This window comes from Lactobacillus sp. M44, assembly GCF_058130005.1.
In genome coordinates this window covers 757,116-776,942 of record NZ_CM176707.1, presented here as the reverse complement: position 1 = coordinate 776,942, position 19,827 = coordinate 757,116, and the positions used below count along the sequence as shown (strand labels likewise).

General features: G+C 32.0%; 17 protein-coding genes. 6 read left to right on the top strand and 11 right to left on the bottom strand.

Translation table 11 applies throughout. The annotated features are described in order from the left end of the window. The first annotated feature begins 656 nt into the window (after positions 1 to 656). From AC38BG_RS03855 to AC38BG_RS03845, 3 genes are all read left to right on the top strand, one after another. Positions 657 to 2,804, top strand: coding sequence for a pneumococcal-type histidine triad protein (locus AC38BG_RS03855; RefSeq protein ID WP_489936557.1), 2,148 nt, complete (start codon positions 657 to 659; stop codon positions 2,802 to 2,804). 48 nt (positions 2,805 to 2,852) lie between these two features. Beyond that, positions 2,853 to 3,668, top strand: a complete 816-nt coding sequence (locus AC38BG_RS03850) for an aldo/keto reductase (protein ID WP_489936556.1) — start codon at positions 2,853 to 2,855, stop codon at positions 3,666 to 3,668. A 397-nt stretch (positions 3,669 to 4,065) separates the two neighbouring features. After that, a complete protein-coding gene (locus tag AC38BG_RS03845; RefSeq protein WP_489936555.1) occupies positions 4,066 to 4,251 on the top strand; it encodes a DUF3042 family protein in 186 nt (61 codons plus the stop codon). A 52-nt stretch (positions 4,252 to 4,303) separates the two neighbouring features. On the opposite strand, the gene AC38BG_RS03840 is transcribed toward AC38BG_RS03845, so the two are convergent. From AC38BG_RS03840 to AC38BG_RS03830, 3 genes are all read right to left on the bottom strand, one after another. After that, positions 4,304 to 5,803 carry a GH25 family lysozyme gene (locus AC38BG_RS03840; RefSeq protein WP_489936554.1) on the bottom strand — a complete coding sequence of 500 codons (1,500 nt, stop codon included), beginning with the start codon at positions 5,801 to 5,803 and terminating at the stop codon, positions 4,304 to 4,306. A 196-nt stretch (positions 5,804 to 5,999) separates the two neighbouring features. Beyond that, positions 6,000 to 6,242 carry a DUF2922 domain-containing protein gene (locus AC38BG_RS03835; RefSeq protein WP_489936553.1) on the bottom strand — a complete coding sequence of 81 codons (243 nt, stop codon included), beginning with the start codon at positions 6,240 to 6,242 and terminating at the stop codon, positions 6,000 to 6,002. Positions 6,243 to 6,253: 11 nt separating this feature from the next. Then, the gene (locus tag AC38BG_RS03830) at positions 6,254 to 6,463 is read right to left on the bottom strand and encodes a DUF1659 domain-containing protein (protein ID WP_489936552.1); all 210 of its coding nucleotides are present in this window, start codon (positions 6,461 to 6,463) and stop codon (positions 6,254 to 6,256) included. 386 nt (positions 6,464 to 6,849) lie between these two features. On the opposite strand from AC38BG_RS03830, the gene AC38BG_RS03825 reads away from it, so the two are divergent. Next, positions 6,850 to 7,347 carry a sigma-70 family RNA polymerase sigma factor gene (locus AC38BG_RS03825; RefSeq protein WP_489936551.1) on the top strand — a complete coding sequence of 166 codons (498 nt, stop codon included), beginning with the start codon at positions 6,850 to 6,852 and terminating at the stop codon, positions 7,345 to 7,347. 361 nt (positions 7,348 to 7,708) lie between these two features. Then, complete coding sequence (locus AC38BG_RS03820) at positions 7,709 to 9,223, top strand: SLAP domain-containing protein (RefSeq protein WP_489936550.1); 1,515 nt, start codon at positions 7,709 to 7,711, stop codon at positions 9,221 to 9,223. 91 nt (positions 9,224 to 9,314) lie between these two features. On the opposite strand, the gene AC38BG_RS03815 is transcribed toward AC38BG_RS03820, so the two are convergent. The 7 genes from AC38BG_RS03815 to AC38BG_RS03785 form a co-directional block, all read right to left on the bottom strand. Next, a complete protein-coding gene (locus tag AC38BG_RS03815; protein ID WP_489936549.1) occupies positions 9,315 to 10,124 on the bottom strand; it encodes a hypothetical protein in 810 nt (269 codons plus the stop codon). A 275-nt stretch (positions 10,125 to 10,399) separates the two neighbouring features. Then, positions 10,400 to 10,846, bottom strand: coding sequence for an RbsD/FucU family protein (locus tag AC38BG_RS03810; protein WP_489936548.1), 447 nt, complete (start codon positions 10,844 to 10,846; stop codon positions 10,400 to 10,402). A 37-nt stretch (positions 10,847 to 10,883) separates the two neighbouring features. Next, positions 10,884 to 12,317 carry an APC family permease gene (locus tag AC38BG_RS03805; protein ID WP_489936547.1) on the bottom strand — a complete coding sequence of 478 codons (1,434 nt, stop codon included), beginning with the start codon at positions 12,315 to 12,317 and terminating at the stop codon, positions 10,884 to 10,886. Between the two features lie 40 nt (positions 12,318 to 12,357). Further along, positions 12,358 to 13,011, bottom strand: coding sequence for an L-fuculose-phosphate aldolase (locus tag AC38BG_RS03800; RefSeq protein ID WP_489936546.1), 654 nt, complete (start codon positions 13,009 to 13,011; stop codon positions 12,358 to 12,360). 18 nt (positions 13,012 to 13,029) lie between these two features. Further along, the gene (locus tag AC38BG_RS03795; RefSeq protein WP_489936545.1) at positions 13,030 to 14,082 is read right to left on the bottom strand and encodes a s-methyl-5-thioribose-1-phosphate isomerase; all 1,053 of its coding nucleotides are present in this window, start codon (positions 14,080 to 14,082) and stop codon (positions 13,030 to 13,032) included. 12 nt (positions 14,083 to 14,094) lie between these two features. Further along, positions 14,095 to 15,327: an S-methyl-5-thioribose kinase gene (gene mtnK, locus AC38BG_RS03790; RefSeq protein WP_489936544.1), complete on the bottom strand. Its 1,233-nt coding sequence runs from the start codon at positions 15,325 to 15,327 to the stop codon at positions 14,095 to 14,097. A 4-nt stretch (positions 15,328 to 15,331) separates the two neighbouring features. Then, positions 15,332 to 16,717, bottom strand: a complete 1,386-nt coding sequence (locus AC38BG_RS03785; protein ID WP_489936543.1) for a Na+/H+ antiporter NhaC family protein — start codon at positions 16,715 to 16,717, stop codon at positions 15,332 to 15,334. Positions 16,718 to 16,938: 221 nt separating this feature from the next. Here AC38BG_RS03785 and AC38BG_RS03780 point away from each other — a divergent pair, with 221 nt between their 5' ends. Next, on the top strand, positions 16,939 to 18,126 hold the full coding sequence (locus AC38BG_RS03780; protein ID WP_489936542.1) for an iron-containing alcohol dehydrogenase: 1,188 nt from the start codon (positions 16,939 to 16,941) through the stop codon (positions 18,124 to 18,126). 109 nt (positions 18,127 to 18,235) lie between these two features. Here the strand turns inward: AC38BG_RS03780 and hdcC are convergent, their stop codons facing one another. Then, entirely contained in the window at positions 18,236 to 19,693 is a 1,458-nt protein-coding gene (hdcC, locus tag AC38BG_RS03775) for a histidine-histamine antiporter (RefSeq protein WP_489936541.1), read from the bottom strand. Between the last annotated feature and the right edge of the window lie 134 nt (positions 19,694 to 19,827).

Here is a 19,827-nt window from a genome sequence, read left to right as displayed (position 1 = left end):
TGGCAACTTCTATTCAAAGGAGTGATGCTTATAAGTATATTAACTTGTATTTGTAATCAGAATAACTCAGAAAGGAGGTTGCCTAATGAAAGTATTACTTAATCATTGACCATGTAAAACAATTCTTCAAATCCAAAAGGAACAAAAAGAAAAAAGCCGACAAAAAAGACCATCAGTGATGATGGTCTTGATTCGTAATTAAGTTCGTAATGCCACCATCTAACTAGTGACATGACAAGCGTGCTGGAACACGCTTGTTTTTATATACTCATTATACAGATAAATTACATGAACTACAATATTTCTTGCCTTTTTACATCAAAAGGCTATTACATTAAATTGCTATCACATATACTAAACATAAACAATCCACTACATAATTTAGTCATGCGAAGAAAATACATATGCTTCAAATTCAATATAGCAAAAATCAAACCAATAGCGGAGAAAAGATTGATTTGAATGAATTTGACAAAGATGAGATTAACTCTCAATTAGAACATATGTAACCTTAACTAAAAGTCTCGATTTTTTCGAGGCTTTTTTGTTGCCTTTGAATATGTAGTTTGATATTCTGAACAACTTAAGTAAATTTTAAAAAGCGCTTACTTAAGTGATTAATAATATTAGACACATTAGAAAGGGTTACTTAACCAATGAATCGAGGGAAATATATTTTAACTGCTGCCAGTGTATTATTGTCATGCAATTTATTTTTAACTGCTTGTCAGAAAAATAGTTCAAAAAAAGATGCTCAAACTCATCAAAAAAATAAAAAATCTGTTAAAAAATCAACTTCTAAAGATCGCAAATTAGTTGCAGGAATTGATTATGAAACAGAAGATGGCTTTTTGTTATCAGATAAATCACAAATCAAAAGTAAGACGCCTGAAGGAATTCTAGTAAAGCATGGAAAACATGTCCACTTTATGTATTATTCAGATCTAAAAGGAACTAAGTGGGAACATTTAATTCCTAAAAATTATACTCCAACTAAAAAATCAACAGATAATCACCATGGACACAGCCACCATCATCACAACCATGACCACGATAACTATATCTTTAATCCAAACGACGTTGTTTCACAAGATGCTAATGGCTATATAGTGCAACATGGTGATCACTTCCACTATATTGAAAAAAGTAAAGTCCAAAATCAAATTGCAGCTTCAACTAAAAATACTAGTACTCACACAATTAAAACTAACTTAATACCCAAAAGTAAAATCAACCAAATGACAGATGATGGTTTTACCTTTACTGGGCAAAATATTACCAATAAATTAGACTCTGGATTAGTTGTCAAACATGGAAATCATTCACACTTTATCCCCTACTCTGACTTAAAAAATACTAAATGGGATTATTTGATTCCTCAAACTAAAACTGTAGAAACTAAAGCAGAAACTAAGCAACAAAACAACACTCCAGAAGTCAAACTTGATGATCCTGCAGTTGAACAAGAAATAACGAAATGGAAAAAGCTGCTAGATGCAAAATATGCTGAAATTTTTGCGATAAACAAAGGAGTTTCTGAACAAGAACTTAGATCAAAGATTAAATTTGATATTGAACAAAACTATATCATCTACCCTCATGGCAATCATGAACATATTGATCCAATTGATCCAGCTAAACCTATGAAAATGAAAACACAACATGAACACCATCATCCAGAACCTAAGCCATATGACACTTCAATTGAAGACAAAATTGTTGTAGGTCCTATCTTTACTGACACGATGGAGCATCGAAAGTTATATAAAGAAGAGCTAATCAAGACTAACCCAAATTTAGGCATTAAAGATATTAACAATTATTGGGCAGTCACGTACATTGTGCGTGAGGCTAATCAAAAGTATCACTATGGTAATAATTTTGGTGACTTGCAAGTTGCTGGCAAAAAAAGTAAGGCTATAACTTATTTAGTGAGAAAAGATAAAGCAATTCAAGATGTGAACTTGCCTATTCCTGAAACTGTCGCAAGTAAAGACTTCTTTTTCAAAAATTGGTCACGTGATCTATCAAAAGAAGAAAAAGTTAACAATGATGTTGAAATCTATGCTAACTTCCGCAATATGCGTCACAAAGATGGACAAAAAGTATTTTTGGATTCATTTGGGGATAATGATGTTAATGCAGGTGACTATGTTGATGTGTACTTTTCAACATTTAGACTTGGTAAATTGAAGTTAAATAATAAAGTGACTGCTGGGTTCAAATACATGGTGCGTGATAATTTGACTTGGGATGAAGCTTTAAAAAATGGGATGAAAATTCCACAAGCTATCCCTACACCTGGATTAGAGTTTATTGGTTGGGATGGTTCAAACTTTGATTTATTAAATAAAAACTCAAACAAAACTGTTTCAACTAAAATCTTTATGGCAAAATTCGGCGTCACTCGCCCTGTAATTAATGGATACATCCCTTCTGATAAGGACAATCCATTAAATGAACATGACAAAAATCGTCCTCATCCAAATGATATAACTAGTCCATATGATCCAAATAAGTATATGACTATTGCCTTTGATGCGGGTGAACATGCAAAGTTCCAAGTTAATTCAAAACCCACTCAGCAACTTGCTTATGTAGTCAAAAAAGGCACAACTTGGATGAACATGTTAATGCAAAGCCAAGGTCTGCCTCAAGTAGTTGATATTGATGAAGGATATAAAACTAGTCGCTGGAACATCAATATGAATGATCAGATTCAACCAGGTGTTTATAAAGCTAACGTAACTAAAATACAAGATGACAAGGCAGCTATTAAACCAGATACAAAAGCAGATAAATAATGCTAAAATCTACTATAGAAATGTAATTAGAAATGAGGTTAGATTTTTATGGAATATTTAACATTAAACACAGGTACAAAAGTCCCAGTACTTGGCTTTGGTACTTATCTAATTAAGCCAAAAGATACAACTAGCGCTGTCAAAGAAGCGCTTAAAGTTGGATATAGAAATATAGATACTGCACAGGATTATAACAACGAAAAAGAAGTCGGCGATGGGATTGTTGCTAGTGGAATCAATCGAGAAGATATTTTTTTGACAACAAAAGTAGATACTGATGGATATGATGAAACTAAAAAAGGTATTGAAGAATCTCTCAAAAAATTACAAACAGATTATCTAGATATGATGATTTTGCACTGGCCACGCCCAAAATCAATTGAGTCATATAAAGCCTTGGAAGAATACTATCATGCAGGTGTAATTAAGGCAATAGGTGTATCAAACTATAATATTGCACAAATTCAAGATTTAATAAATAAGACTGAAGTAAAGCCTGTAGTCGATCAAATTGAGACTAATTTATATTTACAACAAACTAAGATGCATAAGTTTTTATTAGCTAATGACATTATCCATGAGTCTTGGTCTCCTCTAGCTCAAGGTGCACGCTTATTAAATAGTGATCCTACCCTTGTTGATATTGGGAATAAATATAATAAAACTGGAGTTCAAGTATTATTGCGCTTTTTAACTCAAAGAAAAATCATGACTATTCCACGTTCAATTAATCCAGAGCATATTAAACAAAACTTTGATATCTTTGATTTCAAATTAACTGATGATGAAATGAAAAATATAATGGCACTTGATAAACATAAATCACAAAATGGCTGGCCACAAAATATGGTAGTTGATGCATAATGGATGATTGGTGTATGATCCAAAGATAGACATTGGTACTCCGATCTTTTTAATATAATTTATACGTATGTCAATAGTAAAAGTAATGTCAAAAAAATGACTATCAAGCACTCACACATACTCAATAATCATTTTAACCTTGTACAAAAATTCATCTATGTCAACTTGTTTATAGCTAAATCATAAACATCATTGATTTTTTGCAATTTTTATACAGCTTTTCAATTATCTCTTAAACCTTATTACCTTAAGCACTAAAGTTCTTTGAGATATTTAAAATATAGCAGGTTTTCACGCTAATTTTAATAATTATGATTTTTGTATGCGCAACCATTGTTATTCACTAATATAATTGCTAGAATTTAATTAATAAAAGAATTATTTAGGAGGAAATATTATGGCTAAAAAAAATAAATTTGGTTCTGGCTTTTTCTGTGGAATCTTTACAACTGTTAGTGCTATTGCTGCAGGATTATATACTTATAAATTAAAAGTTTTAGACCCTGCTAAACATGAAGCTGAACGTATTGAAAATAATCGTGTTAGAGCCAACAGAAAGAGTCACTCAGCACATCAAGGATAATTTTATATATGCAAAGAGCCAAGATCATGATGATCTTGGCTCTTTTTATTGGCTAATTGTGGCTAGTATATTTTGCTTGAATCCATTGGCGATTAGATCCTAAACAATAATACTTTTCTCCATTGATTATTTTTGTATCAAAAAACTTCCAATTAGTATTAGTTGAAATATAACTTCCTGTAAACTTTCCATTTTGATCCCATAGTGCAACTTTCCATGATGGATTATGGTTAATTACAGGTACATGAACAACATTTTTGTTAAGAGTTGGCGTGATAATTGGCTTTTTTACAATATGATCTTTAATTATTGGGGCAACAATATTGCCTGTAAAATATTTAGCTGGTGCCCATTGCTTATCAGATCCTAAGCAATAATACATCTCACCATTAATTAATTTGCGCTTTAAAACTTTCCAATTAGAATTAGTTGCTAAATATCCACCAGACATTGTCCCATCTTGGTTTCTCAATGCAATCTTCCAACTTGGATTACCATTAATGATTGGTGCATGTGCTACATTAACTGGCAAGCTTTGACTTGGTTGAGCTTTAGATGTTTTTTCGACATTTTTAGGAGCTTGGGCAACTGCATTTCTTCCTGCATATTGATTCCATTGCTGAGGAGTCAAATATGCAACATTAGTATCTATATGTTGGCTCCAACCTTTAATTTTATTAGATGCAGAATACTGGAAGATCGAGATCTTATTCCAATGCTTAACTTTGCCATAAATATTTCTTGGAGTATAGCCGTAATTGGTATTGTAGTTATTATATTGAGCTACCCAAAGAGGATATTTATTTGCAACTGAATTCCAATTGTAGTGGTTTTCGTCAGCTAATCCCATATATATGAATGGAGTTTGACCACTTTTTTGGTGTACATAATCTAAGAAGTTCTTAGCCCAACTAACACCGCCTGTCTTAACTGCATCCCCTTCAAAATCCAACGCCAAAATTGTTTTGCCAAAATATGGTCTAGCGTGATTCAAAAAATGATCTGCTTCAGTTCGATAATCATAACCATTGGCAAAATGATAGAGTCCAAGTAATTTATTACCTGCTAAAGTTGATTGAACTTGGCTCTTAAAGTATGGATTAACATAGCCTGTACCTTCAGTTGCCTTAACTATGGCAAAATCCCCTTCTACATTTGCCACATTGATATTTGTTTGATAGCTTGCCACATCAATTCCATTTAATTGTGTTTTAGTATATGGATTAGTTGCAGACTGCACTACAGGCAATTGACTGGTCGCATATTTTGCAGGAATCCATTGCCTATCTGTGCCTAAACAATAATAAGTCTGCCCATGCATGTATTTAGTTGCGATAACTTTCCAAGTAGTATTAGTTGGTAAATATTCACCAGATAGTTGACCATCTTTAGTCCATAAAGCTATCTTCCAATTTGGATTGTTGTTAATAATTGGTGTATAGATAACTTGATTTGCTGCTTGCAGTTCAGTTTTGTTTGGTCTAACTTGACTTAATCCAATCATTGCGGCAGTCAGCGATAATGATGTGAGAATTTTTGATCGTTTTTTCATAGATGTATTCTTCCTTTTTAATATGTGGTATAGACACTTTAAATACTATCATATTAAGACATTCTTAATCTATTTCAATATGATTACAAATTAAATACATAAATTTTATATTATAATTTAAATATTATGCAAGTATTAGTTATAATTAAAAAGGCAAACCTTCCAGCCTGCCTTTTCGTTTATTATGCATAAATTCTTACTTGTCATCACCAGTTGCAGAATCGTCAAACACACTGGTAACAGTTCGTTCAATATATTCAGCACTAAGTGGCTTTTGATATACATCAATCCCTTCATTAGCAAACACACCAGCTTGTGCAATGGTGTCCATGCTTTGGCGGATAGTTTCCGCAGATAAATTTTCAGCAAGTTTATTAATAGTTAAACCTGTCTTTTTGTGTGAGCCATTCATAAAAGTTAATCTTAAAGTCTTAGTCATTTATTTTCTCCTTATTCAGCTACTACTGCTTGAGTTTGCACTAATACAGTTTGTTTCAATTCATCATCTTGCAACTTAGCAATTGCTTGTCCAACTGCTGCTAAGTTATCTGGGTTTGCGTTTGGTTTTACGTATTTTAATGTGCGGTCCTTTTCACCATTTTTGTATGCATCTGATAAAAATGTATAAACGACATCTTGCTTAGTTAATTGTAATTTCATTGGTTGATTCTCCTATATTCTATGTGTCTTATAAGCTGCGCGCTGCTCACACTATTACTAACGATTCAAGTTGTAAAAATGTAACCTTTAGGAGAAAAAAATTAATAGAAAAAAGGCTCGAAGTTAAAAAATCCTCAAGCCTATTTATGTGAATGTTTATTAAATATCACTCCTTAATAGCACTATTGCATAATTAAAATAATTTTTTGCAAAGTTTACTTACTAGCAACTATTGTTACTAAAGCATTCTTTATTTTAAAGCAGATATGCAAGTGCTTATACGCCAATATATTTAAGCGTACTAACTTTTGTTTTTTAATATTATTGAATTTTGTTAAATTAAACTAGCACAAGCTTGTGACACAAATACAAAGGAAATTGTCACATTGAAAAACAATAATATTAACCACGATGCCATGCTATATGCTTGGAATCATCAAAAACTAATCCATGGCGCATTAAAAACCGCCAAAATTGTACCAAGCAGCTACTTATATGAAGATTTGTTTTCAGAAGGATTGCTAATCTATGCTCAAAACATTGTTCAATACCATGAAAAAACACAAATCGAAATTGATAAACTAAGTTTTCAAAAAATCTTGTGGCATTGCTACGACCAACTGAAACACCATTATTTAACTAATGAACTATTTGCAAATCTTGATCATGCAGATAATATCAGTGATAACACCAACAAAAATTGGACTGTCATGTTTGCGATGAAAGATGTGGTTGCTACGCTGCCACACTTGCAACAAGTCATATTTTATGAGCATTTGCTGAAGCAAACTAGACTAACTCAATTAGCGATACACTATCAAGTTTCAAGAAAGACTTTGAGTAAACACAAGAAACTGTTGCTCGAAACATTAAGAAGTATATAACAATAGAGCAGATATGCTTGCTAGATTGCAAGTTGTATCTGCTCTATTGTTTGTATAAAATATTAAATTAATTTTTATGTTATTTTATAAGTTATTTTTGCTACCGTCTTTATTATATTATCAATCTTAAAATCTAGTATTTTAAGATTAATAAAGCATTTGTATCAATCAGTATTGTTAAATATGTATGTTTAATAATTATAACATTTTGCTTAATTTATAATAATTTAATATTTTTGTAATCTTGTGACTTTAATTTGCAATGAAGACGTTATATTATTGTATTGTAATTATGATTTGAATTTTAAAAGGAGAAAAGAATCATGAACAAAAAGATGCTCTCAATCAGTATGGGGGGGCGTTGCTACTAGGTTTAGGAGTAGTTAGCTCTCAAAAAGTTGTACGCGCAAGTAGTGCTCCAACTCAAACTGTAGATGTTTCAAAAGTTGGTCAAGGTCTTGCTGAACAAAAATCACAGCTCGAGTATATGAAATCTAAATCAACTAGTTACTTAACCGATTTGGATTCTAGAATTGCTATCAGTGAAATGGTGTTAGGTAGTGCACAAACTGCATTAAATGACAAAAATGCTACTGCAAAAGATTACGATAGCTTCAACACTGCAATTCACAGAAATTTGTTTGGTGAAACAGTTAAAGATTTGAATACTACTGATTTATCGGTTGCACGCGCACAATTTGCTACAACAGTTGATCAAGTACGTGAAAGATTAGTCACCGTTCAAGCCGAACGTACTAAGGTTGCTGCATTACTTGCAGAAGTTAACACTAATTTAAATGCAGTTAATGCACAATTAAGCAATATCGCTAACCACATTGCTGATAATCACAGTCAGTTAGAACCTAACACAAGTAAACAAAATATTGAAGCAGGTCAAGGATTACTAGCCTCAATGAAACCTGCTTTAAGTGATCGTATGGCTGATTATAAGCAAAACAAAGTTGCATCTTCTGAATTAAGCTCTGCTTTAAAACTTGCTGATTCTACTTTGAAGATGCAAAATCCAACTTTTACTCAATTATCTGAAGCAATTTCTAAAGCTCAAACTGCTCTAGCAACTTTTCCTGCTGGCTCAAGTAAGCAAAATATTGCTGCAGGTCAAGAAATTCTTGCTTCATTAAAAGCTGCTTTAAGTGATCGTGTTGCTAATTACAAACAAGCTAGAGTTGATTATTCAACATTAGGCTCTGCTTTAAAACTTGCCGATTCTACTTTGAAGTCAAAGACTCCAACTTTTGTTCAATTAACCCAAGCAATTTCTAAGGCTCAATCTGCTTTAGCCAGTTATCCTTCAGTTCCTGCTGCAAAGAAAACAAATACAAATTCTAACACCAGTAGCAGTACTTCATCAATGAGCAGCACAACATCTACTAGTACTAGTTCGATGTCTGATAAATCATCAGAAGAAGCTTATAGTGCAGTAGTATATGTTCCTGTTATTAACAATAACGCTAACTGGAAAGTCGCATTATTAGATAGTAATGGACGCTTCACTGGTAAGTATATTAATACTAACTCAAGTTGGAAAGTATTTGCTAAAAAAACCATCAACGGCCAAGAATATTACCGTTTAGGTACTGAAATGCAATGGGTTCCTGCAAAATATACTGGTGAAAAAGTTGCTAACGAAAATGATGAAACTACATTTGAAGCCATAGCATATGCTCCTGTTATTAACAGAAATGCTAACTGGAAAATAGCCTTATTAGATATGAATGGCAAATTCACAGGCAATTATATTAGAACCAACTTACGTTGGAAGATTTTTGCTAAAAAGACTATTAACGGTCAAGTTTACTACCGTTTAGGTTCTCAAATGCAATGGGTTCCCGCAAAATATTTAAACTTACTATAATATACAGTTATTAATAATTATTCCCACATTACCAAATTTTAAAACAATAGAGCAGATATGCTTGCTAGATCGCAAGTTGTATCTGCTTTTTCTATATCCTATATCGATTATTCAAATGCCTGCGAATTGACTTGGTAAATTCATTTTGCACTTTTAATTCTAATTCTTTATTTAGATACTTAACCGCATGATCAACCACTTCATTATCTAACACTCGGCGCATTTTTTGCACAGTAAAGTTATCAATTACATAATTCGCCTTAGTTTCATATAGATAATCATTCTCTGTTAGTAGCGATGGATCTTGCCTCAGATAATTAAATCCCATCGGCTTCAGCGTCTTAAGTAAAACCTTGCGAATCACATATGCATGATTGATCCCTGCAAATAAATCTCTTTCAAAATGCTTAGGAATCCTAGTAAATTTAAATGAATATCTAATAGCTCCATTTGAATGAAAAACCACTCCTGATTTTTGCATATGATAGCACTTGATCATATGCAAGCTAATCCAATGAGTGTGCTTTAATGAATACCCATTAATTGAAAAAAACGCATACCTACCTGCAGCAAAGGTATGTTTATAGTGATTAGCTAATTCCTTATGAAAGTGATGTTGATGACTAAAAGATAAAACAAATTTTTCTGCAAAATCAGACATAATACTTTTGGTCTTTTGCTTAGTTAGTACTATCCCATCATCTTCATCTAAAACTACTGAATTCCATTTATCCTGATATGGAATATTTAAATTGTACAAGACTAGCATTGAAGGCTTGATCTCATATTTGTTATCGTATTTTATCACTTTGGGATCTATTTTATTCAAGATATTATGGATATTTTCATCATCCCATTTCAGCGGTTTTATAGGTAAATCGTAGTTTTGGCGATTTGTCATGCGCATCTCTCCTCATATTATTAGTCGGCTCAATTAATAATACACGATTCAAATTAAATGTATAGTGTTATTTAAAATGTAAACAATTTCATTTATAATTTATTATATTAATGAACTGTTTATTAAGTAACTAAATAAATAACTAAATAAACAATTTAATTGTTTATTTGTTTGTTAAGATTCTTGTTTAGAAAATTGTTTAAAATCTTAACAAAAAATAGCCCCACATCAATATTTTGATGTGAGACTATAGTTCTATACTTTTTTTGTATATGTTAATCTTTGTCATTAGCTGTGAACCAAACTCCCTTTCTCAAAATTATACAACCAAAATACTTTTCTTCAGAAGTTTGGACACAAGCAAATGATTCTTTTGCCTTATCATAAAAACCAAATCTATCACAATAATCAAAAGTGACTTCAGGTTCATATTGTTTAACAATATCTTCAAAATCTTTCCAAATTTCTGGTTTCATATCCGGATGATCGGTAGATTTCATTAAAGTAACTGGACTGCCCTCTTCTTTCACATCTAAAGGCAATAATCGCATAATTCCATCCAATAAATCAGTAGCTTTAACGCCATCAGCTCTTACCACTCTTTTACCAGTAGTAGTGGCTGGATAATTACAATCTCCTAGTGCTATGGTATCACCATGACCCATTTCTGCGAGTATTTTTAATAGCTTTGGTGATATAGCTGGCGAAATACCTTTTAACATATTTTTCTTATTCTCCTTTACTATTTTTTATCAATTGTCACTTATATTGTTTTATTTTGGAGTGTCTAATACCATATGAAAAATATATTATTACTCCTAAAACAAACCAAATTAACATTAATATCTTTGCATCATTTTTTAAATTCCAAAATATAAATAATGAAGATAATGCTGATATAGCAGGCAATATGGGATATAATGGCATTTTAAATGTAGCGTCAGGAAGATCCTTTCCTTCTCTTGGTCTTAAGGCATATATGCCTAATGAAACTATAATAAATGCGACTAATGTCCCAGCAGATACTAAAGTTGATAAAAAATCAAAAGGAAATATAGATCCTAAAATCATTGCAGTTATTGCAATGAACCACAGAGCATGGTTTGGGACTTTACGTTTATCAATATTACTTAATGTATGTGGTAACATATGATCTCTTCCAAACGCATACAATAATCTAGATGATGCCAATAATATTGCTATAAGCGCTGAAAACAATCCCACTAAAGCTACTATAGAAAGTAAATTAGCTGCTATATGAAATCCCGCATGTCTTAATGCCCAAGCGGCTGGTTCTGCATTACCTATATAAACAGAATATTTAAACATCCCTACCAAAACTAAAGATACTGCTACAAATAATCCAGTTCCTAGAATTAATGTACCCAATAAACCTAGTGGCATTGCCTTTTTAGGATTTTTAGTTTCAGCAGCATTAGCTGCTATAGCATCAAATCCAACATATGCAATAAATATTTGAGACGCTCCGGCTACTATCCCTGTTAGTCCACCAAATCTTGTTCCTGGTATATGGTTAGGAATGAAAGGTATATAGTTTTGTGAATGAATTGCTGTTGCACCAACAATAATAAACATTATAATTACGGCTACTTTTATTGATACAATAATATTTTCTACTCTACTAACTTGTTCAACACCTCGTGATAATAAACATGCAATAATAAATATAGCTAGTGCAGATAAAACATCAATATAATTTCCGTTCTTTAAATTAAATCCACCATTTATTGCCCTAGGTAAATAAACTCCAAAGCTATTTAAAAATCCCTTCATATAAGCAGACCAACCAGAAACAACAAACGCAACGGAGATAAAATATTCTGCCATTAAAGCCCATCCTGCTAACCATCCCCAAAACTTTCCAAAAAGAACATTAATCCAAGAAAATGCCGAACCTGCAAAAGGCAAAACTGTAGATGTTTCACCATATGCTAATGCTGAAAGTCCTGCACCTATTGCTGCTACTATGAATGACAAACAAACAGCTGGTCCAGCATTTTCAGCAGCCACAATACCTGGTAAGGTAAATATTGCTGTACCAACAACCATACCTATACCTAAAGCTATTAAATCTTTTGTTCTTAAAGAATGAGCGAGATGGGAATCTTTAGACTTATAAAAAGACGGATCCTCTTTAAAACACAACCTATCCCACACATTTTTCAAAGTCATTTTACATTTACCTTTCTTTTATGGAAAAATATTGTGCTTATTATTTCGTTTCTTTTATTTGACCATATGTCTCAAATTTCTTAGCAACTGCTGCCATTTCATCTTTAGACAAAATAACAGGATTACCAATACTTGAGGCTCGAATATATAATTTGCACATCATTTCAATATTTCTTGCAATTCCCATTGCTGAATCAATATCTTTACCAATTGCTAATAAACCATGGTTAGCCAATAATATCCCCTTATTATTACCCATTACTTTATAAGCTTCTTCAGCAATTTCATGAGAACCGTATATCTTATAATGTGTACAACGCAGTTCATCGCCAATATCAGCCATAATATAGTGTAATGGAGGTATATTAATTCTTAAACATGCACACGCTGTGGCATAATCAGCATGTGCATGAATAACTGATTTTACATTAGGATTATGTTTATAAAAAATACTATGTAATTCATGTTCACAAGAAGGCTTTTTATCACCTTCAAGAATATGACCATCTAAGTCCATCACGACAACATCTTCTAATTGTGTTTTAAAATAATTTATGCCAGATGGACTAATCAGCATAACCTTCTTTTCAGGAATATAAATACTTAAGTTTCCACCTGTTCCAGTAGTTAAATGATTATTAATCATTTGTTTTCCATATTCAACGATTTTTTTACGTTCTTCGATATAATCCATTGTTTTTCATTCTTTCAATTAATAAAAATCTTCAGCACCTAATTTAGCATAATCTGCTAAATCATATGGTGAAAATACACCACGGTCTGTTACAAGAGCATTAATTAAATATGGAGGAGTAATATCAAAAGCAGGATAAATTGATTTAACACCATCCATCACATATTTCTTTCCATCAAATTTTAAGCTATCCTCGGGATTACGCATTTCAATTTTTATATTTTCATGTGTCTTTTTATCTAAATCAGGTATTTCTGTAGGGAAATATGGAACACCCACTTTATTACACAATATAGCATTTTGCTTTGTTCCTACTTTATTTACTAAGTATCCATCCATCGTTACTGAATCTGCTGCTGTAGTATATACATCAATATCTCCATGCTCCAAAACAAAGTTGACCATATTGTCTGGAACCATCGTCGTTTCAAAACCACCTTCTTGAAAACAACTGGCAGTTAACTTAGCACCTTGAAAAAATGGTTCAGTAGCTGTATCATAAGCCTTCAAAGTCTTTCCTTGCTTTTGTGCAGCACGGATAATACAACCAATAACAGTTTCTGCATAACAATGCGTTAGAATGCTTGAATTATTTGATAATATACTAACAAAGTTATCACCTATATTTTGTTCAGTTGCATAGCGTCTGTTTAGAGATTCAATAGTATCATCAAAAGCTCCTTTTATTGCAGATTTACCAGATTTTAATGCTTTAATTTGTTTTTCTAATGCTCTATGTGTAATAGCAGAATACCTATTTGCAGTAGTTGGACGTGCATTGCCTAACTCATCAGCTGCTTTAATTAAAAATGCAATTTGCTCTTTTTCTGACTTATCTTTGCATTGATATGCAGCTAATGCCATTCCCATTCCTACCGCGGTAAATGGACCTGCACTTTGAGTAACCATATCTTGTATGGCTTTTATCACTTCATGATAATCTGTACAAGTAACAAATTTTTTCTCTCGTGGAAATACTCGTCTGTCTAAAATACGTTCTGTACCATCTTCATACCAAGCTACATTTTCATATCTAAGTAAAAATGGCATTCCTTTATCTTGACGTTCCATAATGTGGCCTCTCTAACTATTTTCTGTCATTTTATCAAAAATTTTATCAATATCATCGACAATTTCTGACCCATCATTATATACTTTTCTGTCCATTATCAGATTACTGCCAATTTTAACTAAGATTTCCATAACTTGATTTTGCATATCTTGATCATCTATATCAGTAATTTCCAATACTTTCGAATCACCCACAGTACGACGAATTATTTCAGTACCTGCGTATCCTAAAGTATCACTTTTTACATTTTGAAGATAATAATTCTTAAATCCACGTTCTTTATAAAATGGAAATTCGACAATAGAATTATATTTATTGGACATCTTTGCAAAGGTCATATCAAAAACTTCAGCAATTGATTTTCTCAACCAATCAATAAATTCTTGGTTTCCTTGAAATAGTTTATTGATATACAACTTTCTTGCAATATATGGAAATACTAAATTACCTATAAGATTGCCAATGTCATAGCCCATAGGTCCGTAAAATGCAAATTCACTATCAAATATTCTAATATCTGTTTGGTTAATAAAAATTGAGCCACTATGTAAGTCTCCATGTAGTAAAGCTTGTGAATTATTCATAAAGTTATTACGTAATTTTCCTACTTCTACTTTTAAGGGCGAATTATTATATAAATTTTGCTCAACAAAAGGTAGTATCCTATTATCAAAAACATTTCTATTGAGATAATTATAATATGGTTCTGTTAAAACTAATTTCTCAGTGATATCACATGGGCCTACATTGATAAAATCTTTTGCCATTTTCTTTTTTTCTATTCGATCCATAACCAAATCAGTCGTAGGTAATAATACATTTGTCATAAAACTTGAAATTTGTTCTGCAAATTTAGGAAAAATATGTTCTTTTTTCAATTCATATCTTAAATTCTTGAAATCTGCAACATTTTCCATCAAAATAACATGCATTGTTTCATTGTAATCATAAACCTTAGGTACCTGACCATTACTTAGTTTACGTTGAATTTCCAATGTCCTATCTTCAATATGCCCCCTGTGTTGATCCAATGGATTACCTGAAGTTCGAATGGTTTTCCCAGTTTGTTTTAAAATCAATGATTTCTTTCCATCATCAATTCTATAAACATGGTTAATATTACCATCACTAACTTCTTTTATATTTAAGTCTTTTGCTTTTTCATTGCCAAAGAAATCAGTATGATCTACGACATATTGTTTTGCTTGAACTAGATTTAAATCAAAATATTTATCATAATCCATAATTTTAAACTCCTTTATTAGCCTCTGTTAATAATGTTCCATCATCACTTAAATCTTCAAAGTTTTCATAACAATCTTGCTTATCGTTTTTCAATTTAGGAAGGTTAGTAAATACTAAAATAATACTCATTAAAAGTGTTAAGTAGCAATACCATACCCATGGCATTACATCAACAGGAGAAATATGACTCATTGCACCTGCTACAAGCAATTGTCCAGCATAAGGTATAAATCCTTGAACATTTGTTGCAAACATTGATAAAACGGTCGCAACACGTGTTCTAGTTAATTTAAACTTTTTGCCAATTGTTACCGCCATCGGTCCCACAGTAATAATAGCTACGGTATTATTTGTAGTAGCTACACAAAGTAGAACTATCAATGAACCAATTGAAAGTAAAGCTCCATGTTTGTCTTTTGTATTTTTACTCAACTTATCAATTAACCATTGGATACCTCCAAGATATCTCATGAGTCCAACAACACCGCCTACAAAGATACAAATCAATGCCATATCTTCCATGCCTGCCATACCTTTTTGCAAAAAGCTCATTGAAGTAATTAATGTAAAATTACTATGAAATATTCCAATTACAATACAAGATACAATCCCAAGCATAAGAACCGACATAACGTTCATACCACATAGAGATAAGATTATTACTATTACATATGGAAGAATATCGATCAAATCATATTTATATCCTCCGCTACTCAATGCAACATTTTTTATAGGATATAAAGTTAAAAGTATACAGTTTATTACAATAGCTGGAATATCATATAAAAAGTTCAGTAAAAATTTATTCTTCATTAGAACTTTTTGACTATTTACAGCAGCAATAGCAGATGCAGAAATGAATGAATTATTATCTCCAAACATTGCTCCACCAACTACTGCACCTGCAACAACTGCAGGATTTATTCCTGTACTTTTAGCCAACATAAAACCAACTGGCATTAATGCTGCAATTGTACCCATTGACGTCCCCATTGCAAAACTTAGAATCACACCAATTAAAAAAATACCTGGTAAAATCAAATTTTGTGGCAACACACTCAAGCATAAATTAGTAACTGATGAAACAGCATGCATTTTGGTAGCTACGCCTTGAAAGGCACCTGCTAAGATAAAGATTATGACCATCATAATAAGACCTTTTTCTCCACCAGCCTTACAAAAGATCATAACTTTATCCGCTAATTTAAGTTTCTTTTGTCCAATTGGTTCAGGTAAACTAAAACCAATAATTGCTGCAATTATCATGCCTACAAGTAACGGCATTGAATCAAACTTACCTGATATTACACCACTTAAAATATATAAAATTAAGAACCCAATTAATGGAACTAGACCTAAAAACGAACTAGCCTTCTTTTCTTTATCCATTTTTCATCCTCGTATTTATTCAACTAACATTTTTATTGGTAAGCGCTTACTAATTACATTATAATTTTTTTTTTTTTTGTACACATTAAATTGTAATTTTTTCATTTTAAATATTGAACCTGACTTTGTATTGTGCAATAATTACTTTGGTTAAGAGTTTTGTAAGCGAATTCAATATTTTTACTTATTAGTAACTTTTATATTTAAGGAGAGTGTGTATTATGCAAAATTTTAACTATTACAATCCTGTTCATATCTATTTTGGTAGAGGACAAGAGCAAAACATTGGAGAATTAGTAAAGCGATATAGTAAGAATAAAAAAGTACTAGTTTTGTATAGTGGGGATTATTATGACAAGCTTGGAATTGCTGAAGTTGTTAAGGAAAAATTCGATAAGGAAAAAATCTTATTTTTAGAAAATGGAAATATCGTTCCAAATCCTAGAATTGAATTAATCAATGATTTAGCCCAATCTGTCAAAGATAATGACATAGATTTTATATTAGCAGTTGGTGGTGGATCAGTTATTGATACTGCAAAAGCAGTATCTGTAGGTGCATTATACGATGGGAATACATGGGACTTTTTTACAGGAAAAGCAACACCAACAGAGTCATTACCAGTAGGTATTATTTCTACCGCAGCTTCATCTGGTTCAGAAATGTCAAATGATAGTATCGTCAATGATGAAACTCATAAATTAACTCTAGAAAATAATATCATTCTTCCCAAATTTGCAATAATGAATCCTGAATATACTCGTCATTTCCTATTGTTTCAAACTGGAGCTGGTCTTTCAGATATGATGACGCATATGTTAGAGAGATACTTCACACGAGTTGAAAACGTGAATTTAACCGACCATATGCTTGAAGGAGCTATTCAAGCCTTAATGGGTGAAGCAGTTAAATTAAGAAAAGATCCAACAGATTATCAAGTCCGTGCAGAAATAATGTGGACTTCTATCGCAGCTCACAATAGCTTTCTTGAATGTGGTCGTGAACCAGATTGGGGATCACACAGAATTGAAAATGAATTAACAGCAAAATTCGGAATTACACATGGTGAGGGCATGTCTATTGTTTTCCCTGCTTGGATGAAATATACTAGTCAATTTTTACCTAATAAATTCATTCAATTAGGGCTTCGTTTATTTAACTATGACCGTTTTGAATACAATGATGATGAAATTATTAATATGACAATCAAGCGATTTAAAGAGTATTTTATATGTGTAGGAATGCATGAAAATCTAGCGGCTTTAGGAATTAAAAAAGACGATAAATTATTCAAAAAAATGGGATTAAAAGCCACAAATAACGATAAAAATCCCGTTGGGCACTATAAACCACTATATTCAGATGATATCGTAAAAATTATTAATATTGCTATAGATCAAAAGTTTTAGTTAAAAAGTTTTACCTCATAATATCCAAAAAACGAGCTACTCGCTAATGCGAATAACTCGTTTTTTAAATGAAACTATAATAAATATTTATATATTTATTTAACGTATATTAGTGAAGTAAATCATATACTCCATAAATAGCTACTAAAATAACAACAATAGCAAAAATCAATTCACCTTTGGTAAAGATCTTCCTACCGTGTTGGTGTCTAGCCCACATATAAATAGGAATACCTACTGCGTAAAAAATAAATGAAATTAAAGTATATTTAATTCCTGCCGAAAAAGCCATAAATATAATGTATACAAATGACAATAATCCCATTATCATACCATTTGTCTTCTTATGCTTAGTTTGCCAATCAAAGTCAGTAGCACTAGGTCTACTAATCTTGATCAAATACATAGATGAGAACAAGTATGGTGGAATAGTCATAACACCAACGATAGTCAATAACATTTGGTATGCACTAACATCAAAGTGAGCGATCAAGATAACAATTTCAATAACCACGGTGGCTACGATAATCGATACTATAGGTTCACCCTTTTTTGAAGTTTTTGCAAAGATACGTGGGAATGATCCATCCTCTTTTGCAGCATGTTGTGGCAATTCTGCTAGCATTTGGATCCATGAAATCCAGCTTGAAAATACTGCGAATAGCAATGCAACTGTAATTACATCTCTACCTAAAGTATTGTGCCATAAATTAGTTAAGATGTAAGCAGTAGATGGAGAAGTTAATTTAGCTAATTGACCATAACTGTATACACCTAATGAAAGTGTACCAACTAATACATACATAACTAAACAAACAATAAATCCAATAATAGTAGCCTTGGGAACATCTTTTACATTCTTTGCCTTACCAGACATAACAACGGCACCTTCAATACCACCAAAGAACCATAGTGTAACCATCATAGTGTTCATTATTTGTTGCATAATGCTTCCCATTGGTTTATCGCTAACAGCTTTAACTGCATGTGTAGCGTTTGCGTTCAATGTAAAGGTATGTAAATTGAAGTGCATAAGTACTGTCAATAAGAATACGACAACAACAGATAACATAATAACTGTTGCAACTTTTTGAACTTTACTTGATACTTCAACACCACCTAATACTAAGATAGTAATAGCAATAGTGATAATTGATGCACCAATAACTGAAGCCCAATTATTTCCTCCAGTAAATACTCCTGGGAAGAAATAATCTAAGGTACTCATAACTAAAACAGCATATGCGGCGTTAGCTGCACATTCACAAATGAAATATGCCCATGCAGTAAAGAATCCACTAAATGATCCAAAACCAACTTGTGCGTATTTGTATAATCCAGCAGTCATATCAGGCTTTACATCACTCAAAATAACAAACATTTGTGCAATAAACCAGATACCAATACCAGTTATTATCCAAGATAATGTTTGTGCTGTAAGTCCGGCTTCCATCGACATGTTTTTAGGTAAATCGAACACACCGGAACCAACCATAGCACTAACACAAAGAGCAATAAGTCCTACAAGACCCAACTTTTCTGCGCTCTTTCCATTCTCTTCGGACATATTATACACATCCCCTCTATTTTTAACCAACTTTATAATATATGAGAAAAGAAAGCTTTTCGTTCTTGCTAATAATATCACTAATGGCGATTCTCTTCAAACCTAATTTTGATAATTTAAAATAAAAAATAGTC

Coding starts and splice junctions, on each gene's coding strand:
- AC38BG_RS03810 (WP_489936548.1), bottom strand. CDS start 10,846: ATGTTAAAAGGTATTTCGCCAGCTATATCACCAAAGCTATTAAAAATA.
- AC38BG_RS03805 (WP_489936547.1), bottom strand. CDS start 12,317: ATGACTTTGAAAAATGTGTGGGATAGGTTGTGTTTTAAAGAGGATCCG.
- AC38BG_RS03835 (WP_489936553.1), bottom strand. CDS start 6,242: ATGACTAAGACTTTAAGATTAACTTTTATGAATGGCTCACACAAAAAG.
- AC38BG_RS03780 (WP_489936542.1), top strand. CDS start 16,939: ATGCAAAATTTTAACTATTACAATCCTGTTCATATCTATTTTGGTAGA.
- AC38BG_RS03795 (WP_489936545.1), bottom strand. CDS start 14,082: ATGGAACGTCAAGATAAAGGAATGCCATTTTTACTTAGATATGAAAAT.
- AC38BG_RS03840 (WP_489936554.1), bottom strand. CDS start 5,803: ATGAAAAAACGATCAAAAATTCTCACATCATTATCGCTGACTGCCGCA.
- AC38BG_RS03785 (WP_489936543.1), bottom strand. CDS start 16,717: ATGGATAAAGAAAAGAAGGCTAGTTCGTTTTTAGGTCTAGTTCCATTA.
- AC38BG_RS03830 (WP_489936552.1), bottom strand. CDS start 6,463: ATGAAATTACAATTAACTAAGCAAGATGTCGTTTATACATTTTTATCA.
- AC38BG_RS03800 (WP_489936546.1), bottom strand. CDS start 13,011: ATGGATTATATCGAAGAACGTAAAAAAATCGTTGAATATGGAAAACAA.
- AC38BG_RS03845 (WP_489936555.1), top strand. CDS start 4,066: ATGGCTAAAAAAAATAAATTTGGTTCTGGCTTTTTCTGTGGAATCTTT.
- mtnK (WP_489936544.1), bottom strand. CDS start 15,327: ATGGATTATGATAAATATTTTGATTTAAATCTAGTTCAAGCAAAACAA.
- AC38BG_RS03815 (WP_489936549.1), bottom strand. CDS start 10,124: ATGACAAATCGCCAAAACTACGATTTACCTATAAAACCGCTGAAATGG.
- AC38BG_RS03850 (WP_489936556.1), top strand. CDS start 2,853: ATGGAATATTTAACATTAAACACAGGTACAAAAGTCCCAGTACTTGGC.
- AC38BG_RS03855 (WP_489936557.1), top strand. CDS start 657: ATGAATCGAGGGAAATATATTTTAACTGCTGCCAGTGTATTATTGTCA.
- hdcC (WP_489936541.1), bottom strand. CDS start 19,693: ATGTCCGAAGAGAATGGAAAGAGCGCAGAAAAGTTGGGTCTTGTAGGA.